This is a genomic window from Escherichia sp. MOD1-EC5950 (genome assembly GCF_002965345.1).
Taxonomy (GTDB): domain Bacteria; phylum Pseudomonadota; class Gammaproteobacteria; order Enterobacterales; family Enterobacteriaceae; genus Escherichia; species Escherichia marmotae.
Genome location: NZ_PTSR01000023.1, coordinates 50642 through 70415 on the forward strand (window position 1 = coordinate 50642; position 19774 = coordinate 70415).

20 protein-coding genes are annotated in these 19774 nt (G+C 53.1%); 6 read left to right on the top strand and 14 right to left on the bottom strand.

Features of this window, described 5'->3' with window-relative positions:
* Positions 1 to 13: 13 nt before the first annotated feature.
* A complete protein-coding gene (radA, locus tag BEA93_RS19020) occupies positions 14 to 1396 on the bottom strand; it encodes a DNA repair protein RadA (RefSeq protein WP_001029699.1) in 1383 nt (460 codons plus the stop codon).
* 48 nt (positions 1397 to 1444) lie between these two features.
* Positions 1445 to 2413 (bottom strand): phosphoserine phosphatase, encoded by a 969-nt coding sequence (gene serB, locus BEA93_RS19025; protein WP_001132950.1) that lies wholly within the window; start codon positions 2411 to 2413, stop codon positions 1445 to 1447.
* Positions 2414 to 2518: 105 nt separating this feature from the next.
* Here serB and BEA93_RS19030 point away from each other — a divergent pair, with 105 nt between their 5' ends.
* From BEA93_RS19030 to BEA93_RS19040, 3 genes are read left to right on the top strand one after another with little or no spacing between them, the layout of a single operon-like run.
* Positions 2519 to 3163, top strand: coding sequence for a YtjB family periplasmic protein (locus tag BEA93_RS19030; protein ID WP_000124620.1), 645 nt, complete (start codon positions 2519 to 2521; stop codon positions 3161 to 3163).
* 27 nt (positions 3164 to 3190) lie between these two features.
* Positions 3191 to 4207: a lipoate--protein ligase LplA gene (gene lplA / locus BEA93_RS19035; RefSeq protein ID WP_001094692.1), complete on the top strand. Its 1017-nt coding sequence runs from the start codon at positions 3191 to 3193 to the stop codon at positions 4205 to 4207.
* A gap of 31 nt (positions 4208 to 4238) precedes the next feature.
* Positions 4239 to 4502: a helix-turn-helix domain-containing protein gene (locus BEA93_RS19040; RefSeq protein WP_000566145.1), complete on the top strand. Its 264-nt coding sequence runs from the start codon at positions 4239 to 4241 to the stop codon at positions 4500 to 4502.
* 160 nt (positions 4503 to 4662) lie between these two features.
* On the opposite strand, the gene deoD is transcribed toward BEA93_RS19040, so the two are convergent.
* The 4 genes from deoD to deoC form a co-directional block, all read right to left on the bottom strand.
* Positions 4663 to 5382 (bottom strand): purine-nucleoside phosphorylase, encoded by a 720-nt coding sequence (gene deoD, locus BEA93_RS19045; RefSeq protein WP_000224878.1) that lies wholly within the window; start codon positions 5380 to 5382, stop codon positions 4663 to 4665.
* A gap of 56 nt (positions 5383 to 5438) precedes the next feature.
* Positions 5439 to 6662, bottom strand: a complete 1224-nt coding sequence (deoB, locus tag BEA93_RS19050; protein WP_000816460.1) for a phosphopentomutase — start codon at positions 6660 to 6662, stop codon at positions 5439 to 5441.
* 51 nt (positions 6663 to 6713) lie between these two features.
* A complete protein-coding gene (deoA, locus tag BEA93_RS19055; RefSeq protein ID WP_105224910.1) occupies positions 6714 to 8036 on the bottom strand; it encodes a thymidine phosphorylase in 1323 nt (440 codons plus the stop codon).
* Between the two features lie 225 nt (positions 8037 to 8261).
* Positions 8262 to 9041 carry a deoxyribose-phosphate aldolase gene (gene deoC / locus BEA93_RS19060; protein ID WP_001295412.1) on the bottom strand — a complete coding sequence of 260 codons (780 nt, stop codon included), beginning with the start codon at positions 9039 to 9041 and terminating at the stop codon, positions 8262 to 8264.
* A gap of 257 nt (positions 9042 to 9298) precedes the next feature.
* On the opposite strand from deoC, the gene BEA93_RS19065 reads away from it, so the two are divergent.
* Together BEA93_RS19065 and BEA93_RS19070 are read left to right on the top strand one after the other, a co-directional pair.
* A complete protein-coding gene (locus tag BEA93_RS19065; RefSeq protein WP_001143195.1) occupies positions 9299 to 10849 on the top strand; it encodes a YjjI family glycine radical enzyme in 1551 nt (516 codons plus the stop codon).
* Complete coding sequence (locus tag BEA93_RS19070) at positions 10821 to 11684, top strand: YjjW family glycine radical enzyme activase (protein WP_001088424.1); 864 nt, start codon at positions 10821 to 10823, stop codon at positions 11682 to 11684. The genes BEA93_RS19065 and BEA93_RS19070 overlap by 29 nt, the downstream gene beginning before the upstream one ends.
* Before the next feature lie 100 nt (positions 11685 to 11784).
* Here the strand turns inward: BEA93_RS19070 and BEA93_RS19075 are convergent, their stop codons facing one another.
* The 8 genes from BEA93_RS19075 to holD form a co-directional block, all read right to left on the bottom strand.
* Complete coding sequence (locus BEA93_RS19075) at positions 11785 to 12564, bottom strand: metal-dependent hydrolase (RefSeq protein WP_000563020.1); 780 nt, start codon at positions 12562 to 12564, stop codon at positions 11785 to 11787.
* Entirely contained in the window at positions 12561 to 13634 is a 1074-nt protein-coding gene (locus BEA93_RS19080) for a patatin-like phospholipase family protein (RefSeq protein ID WP_000531526.1), read from the bottom strand. Before BEA93_RS19080 ends, BEA93_RS19075 begins: the two co-directional genes overlap by 4 nt.
* A 123-nt stretch (positions 13635 to 13757) precedes the next feature.
* Complete coding sequence (locus BEA93_RS19085; protein ID WP_000490275.1) at positions 13758 to 13919, bottom strand: DUF1328 domain-containing protein; 162 nt, start codon at positions 13917 to 13919, stop codon at positions 13758 to 13760.
* 126 nt (positions 13920 to 14045) lie between these two features.
* Entirely contained in the window at positions 14046 to 14651 is a 606-nt protein-coding gene (gene osmY / locus BEA93_RS19090; RefSeq protein WP_000178899.1) for a molecular chaperone OsmY, read from the bottom strand.
* A 401-nt stretch (positions 14652 to 15052) separates the two neighbouring features.
* Positions 15053 to 16642, bottom strand: coding sequence for a peptide chain release factor 3 (gene prfC / locus BEA93_RS19095; RefSeq protein WP_000175960.1), 1590 nt, complete (start codon positions 16640 to 16642; stop codon positions 15053 to 15055).
* 90 nt (positions 16643 to 16732) lie between these two features.
* Positions 16733 to 17410 (bottom strand): pyrimidine 5'-nucleotidase, encoded by a 678-nt coding sequence (gene yjjG / locus BEA93_RS19100; protein WP_000870712.1) that lies wholly within the window; start codon positions 17408 to 17410, stop codon positions 16733 to 16735.
* 14 nt (positions 17411 to 17424) lie between these two features.
* Positions 17425 to 17871 (bottom strand): ribosomal protein S18-alanine N-acetyltransferase, encoded by a 447-nt coding sequence (rimI, locus tag BEA93_RS19105; protein ID WP_001092453.1) that lies wholly within the window; start codon positions 17869 to 17871, stop codon positions 17425 to 17427.
* A complete protein-coding gene (holD, locus tag BEA93_RS19110) occupies positions 17840 to 18253 on the bottom strand; it encodes a DNA polymerase III subunit psi (RefSeq protein ID WP_000204034.1) in 414 nt (137 codons plus the stop codon). Before holD ends, rimI begins: the two co-directional genes overlap by 32 nt.
* Before the next feature lie 102 nt (positions 18254 to 18355).
* Here holD and rsmC point away from each other — a divergent pair, with 102 nt between their 5' ends.
* Positions 18356 to 19387 (top strand): 16S rRNA (guanine(1207)-N(2))-methyltransferase RsmC, encoded by a 1032-nt coding sequence (rsmC, locus tag BEA93_RS19115; RefSeq protein WP_001272304.1) that lies wholly within the window; start codon positions 18356 to 18358, stop codon positions 19385 to 19387.
* Positions 19388 to 19774 lie beyond the last annotated feature (387 nt).

Genomic DNA, 19774 nt, shown 5'->3' on the forward strand with positions numbered 1-19774 from the left:
TCCGTATCTCTCATTATAAGTCGTCGAACACGCTAAGCGCGTCGGAGAGTTTTTTAACGCCAAAAATCTGCATCCCTTCCGGCACTTTTTTCGGTACGTTGGCCGCCGGTACAATCGCCCGCCGAAAGCCGTGTTTCGCCGCTTCTGAAATTCGCTCCTGACCGCTGGGCACCGGGCGGATCTCTCCTGCCAGCCCAACTTCACCAAACACAACCAGATCCTGCGGCAGCGGTCTGTCACGCAGGCTGGAAACCATCGCCAGCAGTAACGCTAAGTCGGCGCTGGTTTCAGTCACCTTCACGCCGCCGACCACGTTTACAAACACATCCTGATCGGCCATTTGCAGACCACCGTGACGGTGCAGCACCGCCAGCAGGATTGCCAGACGGTTTTGTTCCAGCCCCACCGCCACGCGGCGTGGATTCGCCATCATCGAGTGATCGACCAGCGCCTGAATCTCCACCAGCAGCGGACGCGTTCCTTCCCACACAACCATCACTGAACTGCCGGACGTCACTTCATCGCCACGACTTAAGAAGATTGCTGAAGGGTTGCTGACTTCGCGTAGCCCCTGTTCAGTCATCGCGAATACGCCCAGCTCATTTACCGCGCCGAAGCGGTTTTTATGGCTGCGTAAGGTGCGAAAACGGGAATCAGCATCGCCGTCCAGCAGCACCGAACAGTCAATACAGTGTTCCAGCACTTTAGGGCCAGCCAGCGAACCATCTTTGGTTACGTGACCAACCATGACGATTGCCACCCCGCGCGTTTTGGCGAAGCGCGTCAGGTAAGCTGCCGTTTCACGCACCTGCGCCACGCTGCCAGGCGATGACTGTACATCCGCCATATGCATCACCTGGATGGAGTCAATTACCATCAGCTTCGGTTGCTCTTCTTCGGCAATCAGGCAGATCTGCTCGATGCTGGTTTCCGACAACATATTGAGATTGTCAGTCGGCAGGCCAAGGCGATGAGCGCGCATTGCCACCTGTTGCAGCGACTCTTCGCCGGTGACATACAGCGTTTTCATCTGCTGGGCCAGTTTGCACAGCGTTTGCAGCAACAGCGTGGATTTCCCGGCACCTGGGTTACCGCCAATCAGAATGGCGCTTCCCGGCACCACGCCGCCGCCTAATACGCGGTCAAACTCTTTAAATCCGGTTGAAAAACGCGGCAGCTCTTCAAGGCTGATATCGGAGAGTTTCTGGACCTTTGCCACCCCGGCGCTACCGGCATAGCCACTGAGACGCTCGTTACGCGCCACCGTTGGCGACGCAGCAAGACGCACCTCGGTGATGGTGTTCCAGGCATGACAGGCACTGCACTGCCCCTGCCAGCGCGGATAATCGGCCCCGCATTCATTACAAACAAAGGCGCGTTTTGGAGCTTTTGCCACGGTGTACCTCGTTAATGCTGTGCCGCCCGCAGGATGACGGGCGGGCAATTACTTCTGATTCAGGCTGCCAGAGAGGATGCAGAACACTCCCATCAGATCAGCGTGACGGATGGTGACTTCCGTCTTTTCATTCACTTTTGGTTTGGCATGGTAGGCAATCCCCAGCCCTGCCGCTTTGATCATCGGCAGGTCGTTGGCACCATCGCCAATCGCCACGGTCTGCGCCAGTGGGATTTCATACTCCTGCGCCAGACGGGTCAGGGTTTTCGCTTTGTACTGTGCATCGACGATGTCACCGATCACATTGCCGGTAAATTTACCGTCCATGATCTCCAGTTCATTGGCTACCACGGCAGTGAGTCGCAGTTTGTCACGCAGATATTCGGCAAAGAAGGTAAAGCCACCGGAGGCAATTGCCACTTTCCAGCCCAGCGTTTCCAGCTTCAGCACCAGTTGCGTTAAGCCTGGCATCAACGGCAGATTTTCCCGTACCTGAAGCAAAATGTTCGCATCAGCGCCTTTCAGCGTCGCCACGCGGCTACGCAGGCTGGCGGTAAAATCGAGTTCTCCGCGCATCGCCCGTTCGGTCACTTCCGCCACCATCTCACCTGTCCCGGCCAGTTTGGCGATCTCATCAATACATTCAATCTGGATGGCTGTAGAGTCCATGTCCATTACCAGCAGCCCCGGCGTACGCAAATGTGGAATTTTCCCCAGTGGCGCGACATCCAGTTGTGCTTCATGGGCCAGGCGCGTAGCACGCGCGGTGAGCGAACCTGCCAGACGAATCACCTGATAATCTTCCACGCACCAGGCGGCAACAATCACCATCGCCGCGCCCAGTTTGCTCTGATACTGGGTCAGTCGTTGTTTATCCAGCCCACGACCATACAGCAGCCAGCCGCTACGACCTGCGTGGTAATCCAGTGGCATCACTTCATCACCACTTAATGAAAGAGGCAGACCTGGCCATAAAGAGACATCTTCAGGCAGGTCGCACCAGGTAATGTTAGGCATTAAGGCTCCTGTAAAATCGTTCGAAGCAGGGAAAATAACGCATGAGGCTACCTTGTATCCATTGCTTCTGGCAACATTAAGTCTCAAATTTTCAACGGGTGGAATATGGCTCGCACAAAACTAAAATTCCGGCTGCATCGGGCAGTGATTGTCCTGTTCTGTCTCGCTTTGTTGGTCGCGTTGATGCAAGGTGCTTCCTGGTTCAGTCAAAACCACCAGCGCCAGCGTAATCCGCAGCTTGAAGAGCTGGCCCGCACCCTGGCACGTCAGGTGACGCTGAACGTTGCGCCGCTGATGCGTACCGACTCGCCGGATGAAAAGCGCATTCAGTCAATACTCAACCAGTTAACAGATGAAAGCCGCATCCTTGACGCAGGCGTATATGACGAACAAGGCGATCTTATTGCCCGCGCAGGCGAAAGCGTAGAAGTACGCGACCGTCTGGCACTCGACGGTAAAAAAGCAGGTGGCTATTTTAACCAGCAAATTGTCGAACCCATTGCGGGGAAAAATGGTCCGCTCGGCTATCTGCGCCTGACGCTCGACACCCACACACTCGCCACCGAAGCCAAACAGGTGGATAACACCACCAACATTTTACGCCTGATGCTGCTGCTCTCGCTGGCAATCGGCGTGGTGCTGACCCGCACGCTATTACAGGGTAAACGCACCCGCTGGCAACAATCGCCCTTCCTGCTAACCGCCAGCAAACCGGTGCCGGAAGAGGAAGAAGGCGAGAAAAAAGAGTGACCCATTACAACAAGAAAGGAAATCGTTATGAATACATTACGCCTGCTTATCTCTGACTCTTACGACCCATGGTTTAACCTGGCGGTGGAAGAGTGTATTTTTCGCCAGATGCCCGCCACGCAGCGCGTTCTGTTTCTCTGGCGTAACGCCGACACGGTAGTGATTGGCCGCGCACAAAACCCGTGGAAAGAGTGTAATACCCGGCGGATGGAAGAAGATAATGTCCGCCTGGCGCGGCGCAGTAGTGGCGGCGGCGCGGTGTTCCACGATCTCGGTAATACCTGCTTTACCTTTATGGCTGGCAAGCCGGAGTACGATAAAACCATCTCTACGTCAATTGTACTCAATGCACTGAACGCGCTCGGCGTCAGCGCCGAAGCCTCCGGACGTAACGATCTGGTGGTGAAAACAACCGAGGGAGACCGTAAAGTCTCTGGCTCGGCCTATCGCGAAACCAAAGATCGCGGCTTCCACCACGGCACTTTGCTGCTCAATGCCGACCTGAGTCGCCTGGCAAACTACCTCAACCCGGATAAAAAGAAACTGGCGGCGAAAGGCATCACATCGGTACGTTCCCGCGTGACCAATCTGACCGAATTGCTACCGGGAATTACCCATGAGCATGTTTGCGAGGCCATAACCGAGGCCTTTTTCGCCCATTATGGCGAGCGCGTAGCAGCGGAAATCATCTCCCCGGACAAAACGCCAGACTTGCCAAACTTCATCGAAACCTTTGCCCGCCAGAGTAGCTGGGAGTGGAACTTCGGTCAGGCTCCGGCGTTTTCGCATCTGCTGGATGAACGCTTTACCTGGGGCGGCGTGGAACTGCATTTCGACGTTGAAAAAGGCCATATCACCCGCGCCCAGGTGTTTACCGACAGCCTCAACCCCGCGCCGCTGGAAGCCCTCGCCGGGCGACTGCAAGGCTGTCTGTACCGCGCGGATATGCTGCAACAGGAGTGCGAAGCGCTGCTGGTTGACTTCCCGGAACAGGAAAAAGAGCTACGGGAGTTGTCAGCGTGGATGGCAGGGGCGGTAAGGTAACTCGCTGATTAAAATATCCAGGGAAGGAAATATGATCGATCTGGAAAACCAGGAACGGGAGATTATCAATTTAATGTTCAGCCAGGGTATATCCTGGCTAACCGCCGTGCGTATCAGGCATAAACTATCACTTGCTGAAGTAAGTAAAATGTTAGGTATCTCCATTAATTCTCTAAAACAGATCGAAAAGACGGAACGGCTTAGTTCAAACATCAAAAGCAAAATGGCAGGAATTTATGGTTGTCCGCCAGAGTTGCTGATATGCCCTTCCTGGATGACGGCTGAACATAAATGAATAGATTCGTGAATAGATACTTGAATGGATTTTATTTTCTATCCATATGAAAAATAATAGTAAATCTATAAATCAGTTGCTATTGATGAATAGATACTAAAAAACCGGAGCGGTCTCCCGTTCCGGCTTAACATGACAATCGCCTTTCAGCGAAACACAATTACTCTTTATCGCCCAGCAGAACAGATTCCAGTGCGATTTTGATCATGTCGTTGAAGGTGGTCTGACGCTCTTCGGCAGTGGTCTGCTCGTGAGTGCGGATGTGGTCAGACACGGTGCAGATAGCCAGTGCTTTCGCACCAAATTCTGCAGCCACACCGTAGATACCTGCCGCTTCCATTTCCACGCCGAGGATGCCGTATTTTTCCATCACATCGAACATTTCGCCGTCCGGAGAGTAGAACAGGTCAGCGGAGAACAGGTTACCAACACGTGCATCAACGCCCAGTGCTTTAGCTGCGTCTACTGCGTTACGCACCATGTCGAAATCAGCGATAGCTGCAAAATCATGGTCTTTAAAACGGATGCGGTTAACTTTGGAATCGGTGCAGGCACCCATACCGATAACTACATCACGCAGTTTTACGTGCGGCAGAACTGCACCACAGGAACCTACGCGGATAATTTTCTTCACGCCGAAATCGGTGATCAGTTCTTTGGTGTAGATGGAGCAGGACGGGATACCCATACCGTGTCCCATTACGGAAATTTTGCGGCCTTTGTAAGTACCGGTGAAGCCCAGCATACCGCGAACGTTGTTCACTTCACGGGCATCTTCAAGGAAAGTTTCAGCAATATACTTCGCACGCAGCGGGTCGCCTGGCATCAAAACTACGTCAGCAAAATCGCCCATTTCTGCATTAATGTGTGGAGTAGCCATCGTTTTATCCTTTTTGTGACATATTAAAGGCGGAGTCACTGCTCCGCCCAAATCCATCAGAACATGGCTTTGCCATATTCCATATCAGAAGTACCAAAATATTTTGCCAGAGTCTGGCCGATATCCGCGAAGGTTTCACGGTGACCCAGCGAACCTGGTTTCACTTTCGGGCCGTAAACCAGTACCGGAATGTGTTCACGCGTGTGGTCAGTACCGGTCCAGGTCGGGTCACAACCGTGGTCGGCGGTGAGGATCAGGATGTCGTCGTCGCGCAGCAGAGACATCAGTTCCGGCAGACGGCGGTCGAACAGTTCCAGACCCGCGGCATAGCCTGCGACGTCGCGACGGTGGCCCCAGGAAGAGTCAAAGTCAACAAAGTTGGTGAAGACGATGGTGTTATCACCCGCTTCCTTCATCTCTTTGATGGTGGCGTCAAACAGCGCATCCAGGCCGGTCGCTTTCACTTTCTTGGTGATACCGCAGTTAGCGTAGATGTCAGCAATTTTACCCACAGAAACAACCTGGCCGTGTTTTTCATCAACCAGTTTTTGCAGCACGGTCGGTGCTGGCGGTTCAACTGCCAGGTCGTGGCGGTTGCCAGTACGCTGGAAGTTACCGGCTTTGTCACCGATAAACGGACGGGCAATAACGCGACCGATGTTGTAGCCGCCGTTGGTCAGCTCTTCACGGGCGATTTCGCACAGTTCGTAGAGTTTATCCAGACCAAACGTTTCTTCGTGGCAGGCAATCTGGAACACTGAGTCAGCGGAGGTATAGAAAATCGGCTTGCCGGTTTTCATGTGCTCTTCGCCCAGTTGATCCAGAATGACCGTACCAGAAGAGTGGCAGTTACCGAGGTAACCCGGCAGGTTAGCGCGTTCAACCAGTTTATCCAGCAGTTCTTGCGGGAAGCTGTTTTCGTGATCGGAGAAGTATCCCCACTCAAACAGAACCGGTACACCGGCGATTTCCCAGTGCCCCGACGGGGTATCTTTACCGGATGACATTTCGTGCGCCCATGCATACGCGCCAATAACTTCAGCGTTGCCGTCCATTCCTGCCGGAATGAAACCGGTAGAACCTTCGTGTGCTTTCGCCAGCCCCAGACGGGTCAGATTTGGCAGATTGAGCGGACCTTTACGACCGTGGTCAGCTTCGCCTTTGGCACAAGCTTCTGCGATATGACCCAGGGTGTCAGCCCCGACGTCACCAAAGCGTTCTGCATCTTCTGTAGCGCCGATGCCGAATGAGTCCAGCACCATAATAAATGCACGTTTCATATGTTCTCCGTACTCAGTGCTTCAAATTTAAATGATCAGATCAGTATACCGTTATTCACTGATACGACGATAGACAGTTGGAGTGCTTTCCGGGGCTTTATCGGCAAGTTTAATTGCCGCTTTCACCGCTTTCGCCGCTTCCTGCCAGGTGGTTTCGTCTTTCGCGTGGATCACCGCCAGTGGGCGCTGACCGTCAACCTGGTCGCCCAGACGCGCCATATCAGTAAAGCCGACGCTGTAATCAATGGTGTCAGATGCCTGACGGCGACCACCGCCCATCGAAACCACTGCCATCCCCAGCGCACGGGTATCCATTTCACTGACAAAACCTTCGGTATCAGCATAGACTGCTTTCGTCAGCATCGCTGTCGGCAGATACTTCGCGTAGTTCTCAACGAAGTCGGTCGGGCCTTTTTGTGCCGCTACCATACGTCCGAAGACTTCTGCCGCTTTACCGTTGTCCAGCACAGCCTGCAATTTCGCGCGCGCTTCGGCATCATCTTTCGCCAGTTTGCCGGAGGTAAGCATCTCCACGCACAGCGCCATTGTGACGTCAAACAGTCGCGGGTTACGGTATTCACCTGTCAGGAACTGTACCGCTTCACGCACTTCGACCGCGTTACCAGCGCTGGATGCCAGCACCTGGTTCATGTCGGTCAGCAGCGCGGTGGTGCGTACGCCTGCGCCATTTGCCACGCCAACAATCGCTTCGGCAAGGGCTTCAGAGAGTTCATAGGTCGGCATAAACGCGCCGCTACCCACTTTCACGTCCATCACCAGTGCGTCCAGACCTTCCGCCAGTTTCTTCGCCAGGATCGAGGCAGTGATCAGCGGGATTGAGTCAACAGTAGCGGTAATGTCGCGGGTCGCGTAGAAACGTTTATCCGCCGGAGCCAGTGAGCTGGTCTGGCCGATAATTGCTACGCCAACATCTTTAATGATTTCGCGGAAACGGTTGTCATCCGGGAAGATATCGAAGCCAGGGATTGACTCCAGTTTGTCGAGCGTGCCGCCAGTATGACCGAGGCCACGACCGGAGATCATCGGAATGTAGCCGCCGCAGGCAGCGACCATTGGCCCAAGCATCAGCGAAGTGACATCACCGACGCCACCGGTGGAGTGTTTATCAACAATCGGGCCATTCAGATGCAGGCTTTTCCAGTCGAGAACGGTTCCTGAATCTCGCATCGCCATGGTCAGCGAGACACGCTCCGGCATTGTCATATCGTGGAAGAAAATGGTCATCGCGAGGGCGGCAATCTGCCCTTCGGAGATAGTGTTGTCGCGAATGCCATTGATAAAGAAACGAATTTCTTCATCGCTCAGCGCATGACCATCACGTTTTTTACGAATAATTTCTTGTGCGAGAAACAAGGTAACCTCCCGTGGAATAAGTTTGAAGGCGTTGTTGCCAGATGGCGGATGTTGTTATTGCCTGATGCTGGCAGCTTCTTATCAAGCCTGCATGGCACTCGCCCCGTAGGCCGGATAAGGCGTTCACGCCGCATCCGGCATCACTGCTGACAGCCTGATGCGACGCTGACGCGTCTTATCAGGCCTACAGGGGCATCCGGCATCCACCCTCTGGCACAAGGCAGCTTAGTAGCTGCTGGCGCTCTTACCGTCGCCGTGACCCAGCGCTTTCAGCAGGCTTGCCAGCAGGCTGGAAGCGCCAAAGCGATAGTGACGCGCATCTGCCCAGTCAGCACCGAACAGTTCATCGGCAATCGCGAGATATTTCTGCGCATCTTCCGCAGTACGCACGCCGCCCGCCGGTTTGAAACCAACGGTTTTCTCTACGCCCATATCACGGATCACTTCCATCATGATGCGCGCGCTTTCCGGCGTCGCGTTCACTGCCACTTTACCGGTAGAGGTTTTGATGAAGTCAGCACCCGCTTTAATGGAGATTTCAGACGCTTTGCGGATCAGCGCTTCGTCTTTCAGTTCACCGGTTTCGATGATCACTTTCAGCAGCACATTCGCCGCTGCGCAAGCCTCTTTACAGGCTTTCACCAGGTCAAAACCAACCTGCTCGTTACCCGCCATCAGCGCGCGGTACGGGAACACCACGTCAACTTCATCGGCACCGTAAGCAATTGCCGCACGGGTTTCTGCCAGTGCGATTTCGATGTCGTCGTTACCGTGTGGGAAGTTGGTTACCGTAGCAATACGGATTTCCGGGGTACCCTGCTCTTTCAGCGTTTTGCGAGCAATTGGGATAAAGCGAGGATAGATACAGATAGCGGCGGTATTGCCGACCGGAGTTTTGGCCTGATGACACAGGGCGATCACTTTCTCGTCGGTGTCGTCGTCATTCAGGGTAGTCAGGTCCATCAATTTCAGTGCACGCAGGCTGCTTGCTTTCAGATCAGTCATTTCATTCTCCTGGCTTGTCGCCAATAAAATTCACCTTGCGAGTTTGTTAGTATTCTAACATCGACTTCGCAACGCACTTCGATATACATCACAATTAAGAAAATCTACTTACAAATTTGCATTACGGTAATGCGATCTGGTTCAAATAATTCACTTTCAAATGAATGCGTCAGTGGCGGCAAACGCATCAGGATCAAAGTGAACATCACGAAACTTCTTACAATGGCGCATCACCTTCGGCATAAAAGGAAAAGAAGATGCCCACTTCTCATGAAATTGCACTGCAACAACGTTGCCAGCAAATTGTCACCAGCCCGGTACTTAGCCCGGAGCAGAAGCGCCATTTTCTGGCGCTGGAAGCAGAAAACAATCTGCCTTACCCGGAGCTGCCTGCCGAAGCCCGCCGTGCGCTGGATGAAGGTATAATCTGCGATATGTTTGAAGGTCATGCGCCGTACAAACCGCGCTATGTCTTACCCGATTACGCCCGTTTTCTGGCCAACGGTTCTGAATGGCTGGAGCTGGAAGGCGCCAAAGATCTTGATGATGCCCTCTCCCTGCTGACCATTCTTTATCACCATGTCCCGTCAGTCACATCGATGCCGGTCTACCTTGGGCAATTGGATGCGTTGTTGCAACCATATGTGAAAATTCTAACACAGGACGAGATTGATATTCGAATAAAACGTTTCTGGCGTTATCTCGACAGAACCCTGCCAGACGCCTTTATGCACGCCAATATCGGCCCGTTCGATTCCCCCATCACTCGTGCAATACTGCGCGCAGATGCCGAGTTGAAGCAGGTTTCACCGAATCTGACCTTTATCTACGATCCCGAAATCACTCCTGATGACCTGCTGCTGGAAGTGGCGAAGAACATCTGTGAATGTAGCAAACCGCACATCGCCAACGGTCCGGTACATGATAAAATTTTCACAAAAGGGGGCTACGGGATTGTGAGCTGCTACAACTCACTGCCGCTGGCCGGTGGTGGCAGCACGCTGGTGCGCCTTAACCTGAAGGCCATTGCTGAACGTAGTGAGTCGCTGGATGACTTTTTTACGCGCACTCTACCGCACTACTGCCAGCAGCAGATCGCCATCATCGATGCGCGGTGTGAATTCCTCTATCAACAATCACACTTCTTTGAGAATAGCTTCCTGGTGAAAGAAGGGTTGATTGATCCTGAACGTTTTGTGCCGATGTTTGGCATGTACGGGCTGGCAGAAGCGGTTAACTTGCTGTGCGAGAAAGAAGGGATTGCCGCGCGCTACGGTAAAGAAGCCGCCGCAAATGAAGTGGGTTATCGCATCAGCGCGCAACTGGCGGAGTTTGTCGCCAATACTCCCGTAAAATATGGCTGGCAAAAACGCGCCATGTTACACGCACAGTCGGGGATCAGTTCTGATGTCGGCACCACACCGGGGGCGCGCTTGCCGTATGGCGATGAGCCAGATCCGATCACCCATCTGCAAACCGTCGCTCCACATCATGCATATTACTACTCCGGGATCAGCGACATTCTGACGCTCGACGAAACCATCAAGCGTAATCCGCAGGCACTGGTGCAGCTTTGCCTCGGTGCCTTTAAAGCCGGAATGCGCGAATTTACTGCCAACGTCAGCGGTAACGATTTGGTTCGTGTTACCGGTTATATGGTGCGTTTGTCAGATTTAGAAAAATATCGCGCCGAAGGCTCACGTACCAACACCACATGGCTGGGCGAAGAAGCTGCACGTAACACTCGTATTCTGGAACGCCAACCGCGCGTGATAAGCCATGAACAGCAGATGCGCTTTAGTCAGTAAGATCATCCCCTTCTCCTGCGTTGACGGGCCAGGCAGTCGTCTGGCTCTGTTTTTACAGGGCTGTAATCTGCGCTGCAAAAATTGCCACAATCCGTGGACGATGGGGCGCTGTAATGATTGCGGGGAGTGCGTGCCGCAGTGTCCACATCAGGCGTTGCAGATTGTCGACAGCAAAGTGGTGTGGAGCGTTGCGGTCTGTGAGCAGTGCGATACCTGCCTGAAGATGTGCCCACAACACGCCACGCCGATGGCACAATCGATGAGTGTGGACGAAGTGCTTAGTCATATCCGCAAAGTGGTGCTGTTTATCGAAGGGATAACGGTGAGCGGCGGCGAAGCCACGACCCAGCTCCCGTTTGTGGTGGCACTGTTTACTGCCATCAAAAGCGATCCACAACTGCACCACCTTACCTGTCTGGTGGACAGCAACGGCATGTTGAGCGAAACCGGCTGGGAAAAATTACTCCCGGTGTGCGACGGCGCGATGCTCGATCTTAAAGCGTGGGATAGCGCCTGCCATCAACAGTTAACCGGACGCGATAATCAACAGATTAAGCACAGCATCTGTTTGCTTGCAGAGCGCGGTAAGCTGGCGGAACTGCGTTTGCTGGTAATCCCCAATCAGGTGGATTATTTGCAGCATATTGATGAATTGGCAGCGTTTATCAGGCAACTTGGTGACGTTCCTGTACGGCTGAACGCGTTTCATGCGCACGGTGTGTATGGAGAAGCGCAAAACTGGCCGAGCGCCACGCCGGAAGATGTTGAGCAGTTGGCTGGCGCGTTAAAGGAGCGTGAGGTGAGTCGATTGATATTTCCGGCGCTGTATTTGTGACATGCCGGTGGCACAGGCCAGTAGGCATGACAAGACGCGTCAGCGTCGCATCCGGCATTGTGCGCCAACTGCCAGATACGGCGTGAACGCCTTACCCGTCCTACGGCACGTTAAACATCGCATATGTGTTATTACGCAACGCTTCAGCAATCTCATCTTCTGCTTCCGGACGTAACTCGCACAGCACGGCAAACACCCGGGCGGCCTGTTCCGGGCGGTTGGGCTGCCCCTGAAAACCGTTGAGCGGCATATCCGGCGCGTCGGTTTCCAGTAACAACGACGCCAGTGGCAGTTTCGCTATTACATCGCGAGTTTTACTGGCGCGTGGATAAGTGATGGTGCCGCCTACACCGATTTTGTAGTTCAATTGTACAAACCGTTCGGCCTGTTGCAGGCTGCCGGAAAAACCGTGGACTACGCCAGTGCGTGGCAAATCGTGGCGTTTAAGGTGCATCGCCAGTTTGTCATGAGTACGGCGCGAATGGAGGATCACCGGCAGATCATAGCGTTTCGCCAGTTTCAGTTGTTCGTCGAGCAACCACTGTTGGTGATCGAATTGTGGATCATCGCCAAAGAGATCCAGACCGATCTCCCCCACTGCCACCACCTTTGCGGGACGTCTTTCCAGCGCCTGCTGTAACTGTTCCAGCGACTCATCGGTGTGTTGATCCAACATCCCTGGGTGTAGCCCTAACGCGGCGTACAGCGGTTGATAATTTTCCGCCAGCGCCAACACGCGGGCAAAGTTTGCCGCCTCGGTTGCCGGAACAATGATCTTGCCTACGCCCGCTTGTGCCGCGCGTTGCAGGCTGGACTCTTCATCGCCACGAAACGGCGGAAAATCAAAATGACAGTGGGTATCGATAAAACGGCAAATCAAGCCAGATCCTCATTATTAAATGTCGGGTCATTCGCCTGCGGAGCGTCACTCACCCCGGCAACCAGCGTATCGTTGGCGACTGGCGCAGGCGGAATGACGATCGATTCAGGCGTCGCCGCGGGCACCAGATGGCGGGTAAGCGGCGCTTTTTCGGTTAGCATTTTACCGACGGTTGCCAGAAAATAACGACCGCATAAACGCCCGAGTTTATAGTCATCGCGCAGCGCCGGAAGCCGACTTCCCAGGGCGATACTATGCAGCGGCTTCGGCGGATAAATTTCGAATATCCGCAGCTTGCCCGGTGGTTTTTCAATAAATTGCTGGATGTCACGATAACTGGTTTCATGGTGCTGCACCAAATTCACCAGCGGTTGCAGGCTACTGTCGCCCAGCCAGCGTTCCATGCGTTTAAACCACTGCGGTGTGTAATACATTTGCGACGGCACAGTGCGGATCACCACCAGCGTTTTCGCTCCTTGTCTTGCCGCTTCCTTAACCGGGATCGCATCGCTGACGCCACCATCAAAATAGTTAATTCCATCAAGTGAAACTCCGGTGCGATAAAAACCAGGAATCGCACTTGAGGCGCGAATCAAATCCAGCCAGTTTTGTTTGGTCGGCAAAAAGTAGTTCGGCGTGTAATCGTCCTGACGACAGGCACACATATAAAACGATTTGCCGCTCTCAAACAGCCGCGCGGCGGTATCCATCTGCAACGGCATCTGGCTGGCCGTCGCCTCTATCAGCCAGTCCAGATCGATAAGATTTCCGCCACGCACAAAACGCACTGGATCGAAAAATTCGCGTTTTGTGGTATAGCGCATGATGACTTTGCGGGCGTAACCAGGCTGGTTACAAATATACGCCGAAAGGTTCTGCGCCCCGGCAGACGTGCCAAAATAAAGATCGAAAGGATTAAACTGCGCGCGCATAAACTCATCCAGCACGCCAGCCGTGAAGATTCCGCGTTGCCCACCGCCTTCGCACACCAGCGCAATACGCCCGGGCTGGAACGGCCTTAGCGACAACGGCGCAATATTACCAAGCGTTACAGGTATTCGCTGCCCCACCTCTGCCTTCCTGTTTTTTTAATGTGAAAGACTGACAAAGTAACGCAATTTATTATTCGCTAAAACCGTAAAAGCCAGTCCGCTGGACTGGCTTTGTATAAAATTTTCTTAATGGTCTGAAATCTAGGGTCGTTTTCGGCCCATGAACAAACTCACCAGGAACAGAATAATCCCGACGACAAAGACAATTTTTGCTGCACCTGCAGCAGTACCGGCCAGACCACCAAACCCAAGTGCGGCGGCGATTAACGCGATAACCAGAAATATGATGCCCCAACGAAACATAAGCGTCTCCTTTACCATAGTTAATGTCACCGCTTGATATGAGCGTGCAAATCACTCAATGCGATATTTTTAGTGTGGTGCACATCGCGCCTCCCGACAAAGTTCGGGAGGACGAATTACGACGAATTACTTAGTTTTCAGATCATTTTTAACGCTTTTCACACCATCTACCGCTTTAGCGATACTTTCAGCACGGTCGCTTTGTGCCTGGGAATCAACAGTACCGGAGAGCTGAACCACGCCGTCGGTGGTTTCAACTTTCACATGACGGGAAGGGACGATATCGTCTGCCAGCAGTTTGGCTTTGATTTCACTGGTGGTGGCGGTATCACCTGCGTAACCCTTCACAGAGCCTTCTTTAGCGTCGCGAACGTGCAGTTTGTCGCTGACAGAGGTCACACCCTCAACTCCTTTAGCCACTTTCACGGCCTCTTCAGCCTGTGCCTGGCTTTCAACAAATCCGCTCAGAGTCACGACTTTTTGATCGGTTTTAACAGAGATATCGGTGCTTTTGATGTTGTCATGATCCACCAGAGCCGCCTTCACTTTCGCAGTGATGGCGCTGTCATCCATGAAATTACCGACTTTATTCATAGAGCTATCGACTTTTTGCCCTGCGGTTTCGTTGGTGGTCTGCGCGTTGTTTTCCGCAAAAGCAGAGCCTGTCGCCACGGCAGAGGTCAACATTACGGCCAGCAGCGTTTTCGAAATCTTCAGTTTTGTCATAGTCATCGATGTATTCCTGTATGTTTGCTCATAATTTGAGCCTGGCAACACGAGGTTGCATTGCTGAAAGGGAGAGACTTCACCCTGTACAGAAGTCAATGGTCGCCATCACAAAAGCGATGAGTGATGAATAACGACCATCACAGCCTCTGGATCAGTTATTAATATCAATCGAATGACATTTAACGGTTTTAAATACTGATATCCACGAATTGAACGGTATTTAAAGCCGTCACAAATGTCATCACTTTGTTAAATATAGATCACAATTTTGAAACCGCTCGCCGCATCGGCTAAAAAACGCGCAAACATAAGCAAAAGCGAATGTTTTAAGAACATTCCGCAAGCGGCTAATAAGGAAGGGAAAGTGACAGGGCGCAGCGGTTGCCGCGCCCTTGAGGCAAGAATTAATGTTCGCGAGTCTGGTGGAACTGAACATCCGGGTAACGCTCTTGCGCTAAGCGCAAGTTCACCATGCTGGTAGCGATGTAAGCGAGGTTGTCGCCGCCATCAAGCGCCAGTTGGCTTTCGTTCTTACGCTTGAACTCTTCGAATTTCTTCGCGTCCGCACATTCTACCCAACGGGCGGTGGCAACGTTGACCGACTCGTACACGGCTTCAACGTTGTATTCGCTCTTCAGGCGCGATACCACCACATCAAACTGCAGCACACCAACCGCACCTACGATCAGGTCGTTGTTGGAGAGCGGACGGAACACCTGTACCGCGCCCTCTTCGGAAAGCTGTACCAGCCCTTTGAGCAGTTGTTTTTGCTTCAGCGGATCTTTCAGGCGGATACGGCGGAACAGTTCTGGTGCGAAGTTCGGAATACCGGTGAACTTCATCATCTCGCCCTGGGTAAAGGTGTCGCCAATCTGAATAGTGCCGTGGTTGTGCAGACCAAGGATATCGCCCGGATAAGCTTCTTCAACGTGCGAACGGTCGCCCGCCATAAAGGTCAATGCGTCGGAAATCACCACGTCTTTCGCGGTACGCACCTGGCGCAGTTTCATGCCTTTTTCATATTTACCGGACACGACTCGCATAAACGCCACGCGGTCGCGGTGTTTCGGGTCCATGTTGGCCTGAATTTTAAATACGAAGCCGGTAAATTTGTCTTCGCTCGCCTCTACAGTGCGAGTATCTGTCTGACGCGACATCGGCGCAGGCGCCCACTCCACCAGCCCGTCCAGCATATGATCCACGCCGAAGTTACCCAGCGCAGTACCAAAAAATACCGGGGTGATTTCACCTGCAAGGAACAGCTCTTTGTCGAACTCGTTAGATGCGCCTTTCACCAGTTCCAGTTCATCACGCAGTTGTTGCGCCAGATCTTCACCAACAGCAGCATCGAGATCCGGGTTGTTCAGCCCTTTAACAATGCGCACTTCCTGAATGGTGTGACCTTTACCGCTCTGATAGAGATACGTTTCATCTTTATAAAGATGGTAAACGCCTTTAAACAGCTTGCCGCAGCCAATCGGCCAGGTGATCGGCGCACAACCGATTTTCAGCTCGTTTTCAACTTCATCGAGCAATTCCATCGGGTCGCGGATATCACGGTCAAGTTTGTTCATAAAGGTGAGGATCGGCGTATCGCGCAGACGGGTAACTTCCATCAGCTTGCGGGTACGATCTTCTACACCTTTTGCGGCGTCGATCACCATCAGGCAGCAGTCCACTGCAGTCAGTGTACGATAGGTATCTTCCGAGAAGTCTTCGTGCCCCGGGGTGTCGAGCAGGTTAACCAGGCAATCCTTATAAGGGAACTGCATCACAGAAGTGGTAATAGAGATACCACGCTGCTTTTCCATCTCCATCCAGTCCGACTTCGCGTGCTGGTTAGAGCCACGGCCTTTTACTGTACCGGCGGTCTGAATGGCCTGTCCGAACAGCAACACCTTCTCGGTAATAGTGGTCTTACCTGCGTCCGGGTGAGAAATAATGGCAAAAGTGCGGCGCTTCGCCACCTCTTGCAAATAAGGAGACAACGTCATAATTCTTTCTTCTTGAGTAAGCGGCATCGCGCCGCGCTTGTTGAAAACGAAAAATTGCGGCTATTTTACCCATCAACGGGGGGGAGGCAATCAGTGTTTACACAGGAGTTGCTCCAGTTCATGCAACGATGAAACGGTCCAGGTGGGTGCGATACCTTCTGGTTGCTCACGGTTGTGCGCATTCAGCCAGCAGGTCGCAAGCCCGGCATTGATACCACCGAGAATATCGGACTCAGCAGTATCACCGACCATCAGCACTCGTGAACGGTCAGGATTGCCTGCCTGTTCCAGGGCATAATCGAAAATTTTCTTATTCGGCTTGGCGACACCAACTTCTTCGGAAATCACTAGCAAATCGAAATAATCACGCAGGCCCGTGCGTTCCAGACGCACCTGCTGCAAGGCGCTAAAGCCGTTGGTGATGATGCCGATTTTGGCGTTGCCGCGAATGGCGTTAAGCAGGGAAACCGCGCCCGGCAGCGGCGTGCAGATTTCCGCCATCGCATTTATAAAGGCCTCGTTGAGTTTACCTGGCTCGACGTTCAGTCGTTCGGCCCAGCTTTCAAAACGCCCGTGCTGAAGCTGTAATGAAGTGATCGCGCCGTTTTGATAATCCACCCACAGTGGCTTGTTAACGGCCTGATAGTCCTGAAAATCTTCAGCGGTAAAGGTGACGCTGTAGTCAAGAAACATCCGCTGCAGGCCGGTGAACGAGTCAAAAGTAAACAGCGTTTCATCGGCATCAAAGAAAATCCAGTCCCACTTCATTATTCCACCTTGTCTTACATACTGATTGGCAACGCCATGATGATGGCGTCTTCGCGACCGTCCGTGGTGGGGTAGTAATTGCGGCGAATCGTCGCCTCGTTAAAACCTAAACTTTCATACAGGGCAATGGCGGCAGCGTTTGAGGCGCGGACCTCCAGCCATAGCGTTGCCACGCCGCGTTTTTCCAGTTCGTCGATCAGATGCTCCAGTAGCGCCCTTCCCAATCCCTGACGCTGATAGTCGGGATCGACAGCAATATTGAACAATGTAGCTTCATCCAGCACCACTTGCGTAATCGCAAACGCCGCCATTTTGCCGTTTTGCGTTAACTGAAAGTTGAGATAGCGTTCGCCCTGGTTGCTGGCAAAGGTTTTTTCGCTCCACGGAAAGGCGTGGGCGCGTTGTTCAATGTTAAAAGCCGCTGGTAAATCAGTCGTTTCGAGGGAAGAAATCGTGTTCATATGTGCAAATTTGTTGCCATAACGCGGCGCGTGCCGTTGGGTTTGCCCGTAATTCAGTGAGCGTCGGGGATGCTATCTGGGCACCTTCCAGTGACAGCGGTTCATCAGTGCCCAGCCGCCAACTGTTGCAGCGACTACCTTGCGGTAGCATCGCGATCCTTTCGGGCGTCAATTGCAGTACCTGCTCGGGGCTAACGGTTAATGCGCGCAAAACGTCACTCACCAGCGGATCGGTCAGGGCGGGAATATCGTTTGCCACCATCACCAGACGAACGTGTGCCGGGATCGCAATGGCTACCTCTCCCTGCAACGCGCCAGGGCGACGCAGCGACCACTGGGTAATGCCCAGTTGCTGTAACTGCCAGTCTCGTCGGGATGTCATAGCGAATCGCTCCTGTTGTCAGGGGCGCAAATATAGCAAATTCGTCGATACCGCGCCAACATATGGCTATAATCGCCGCCAGTATCAATTGAGGAGCATTCCATGTCTGCATTTACCCCGGCAAGTGAAGTCTTGCTGCGCCACAGTGATGATTTCGAACAAAGCCGTATTCTGTTTGCCGGTGACTTACAGGATGACCTGCCCGCGCGTTTAGATACCGCGGCCAGTCGTGCTCATACCCAGCAATTCCACCATTGGCAGGTGTTAAGTCGCCAGATGGGTGATAACGCCCGTTTTAGCCTGATCGCTACGGCGGACGACGTCGCAGATTGCGATACGCTGATCTACTACTGGCCGAAGAACAAACCAGAAGCGCAATTCCAACTGATGAACCTACTGTCACTGCTGCCGGTAGGGACAGATATTTTCGTCGTGGGCGAAAACCGCAGCGGTGTGCGCAGCGCCGAGCAGATGTTGGCGGACTACGCACCACTGAATAAGGTAGACAGCGCCCGCCGCTGCGGCCTCTATTTTGGTCGTCTGGAAAAGCAGCCGGAGTTTGATGCTGATAAATTCTGGGGCGAATACAACGTTGATGGCCTGACGGTCAAAACGTTGCCGGGCGTGTTTAGTCGTGACGGCCTGGATGTCGGTAGCCAGTTGCTGCTTTCGACATTTACTCCGCACACGAAAGGCAAAGTGCTGGATGTCGGCTGCGGTGCAGGCGTGCTTTCGGTTGCTTTTGCGCACCATTCACCGAAAATTCGCCTCACCTTGTGCGATGTCTCCGCACCGGCAGTAGAAGCCAGTCGCGCGACACTTTCCGCTAACGGTGTTGAAGGTGAAGTCTTTGCCAGCAACGTCTTTTCCGAGGTGAAAGGTCGTTTTGACATGATTATCTCCAACCCACCGTTCCACGATGGAATGCAAACCAGCCTTGATGCTGCGCAAACGTTGATTCGCGGCGCGGTACGTCATCTTAATAGCGGCGGCGAGTTGCGGATTGTAGCGAATGCGTTCCTGCCTTATCCGGATCTGCTGGATGAAACATTTGGCTTCCATGAAGTCATCGCACAAACCGGGCGTTTCAAGGTGTATCGCGCCATTATGACCCGCCAGGCGAAGAAAGGTTAAGTCTCTGGCACCTGTCGCCGCATGCCGTGTCGGATGCGGCGTAAACGCCTTATCCAACCAACAAAACCTGTACGTTAGCCCTCCGTAGGCCAGATAAGACGCGCCAGCGTCGCATCTGGCATATACAGCCACAAGCCATGTCGGATGCGACGTGAACGCCTGATCTGACCGATAAACGAATTATCCACAATCCACTGATGGCCATTTTTCCAGCAATCACACATCAGGCGACAATTAACTATTGACGAAAAACTGAAAACCACTAGAATGCGCCTCCGTGGTAGCAATTCTTTTTTAAGAATTGATGGTATGCGAAGGTGGCGGAATTGGTAGACGCGCTAGCTTCAGGTGTTAGTGTCCTTACGGACGTGGGGGTTCAAGTCCCCC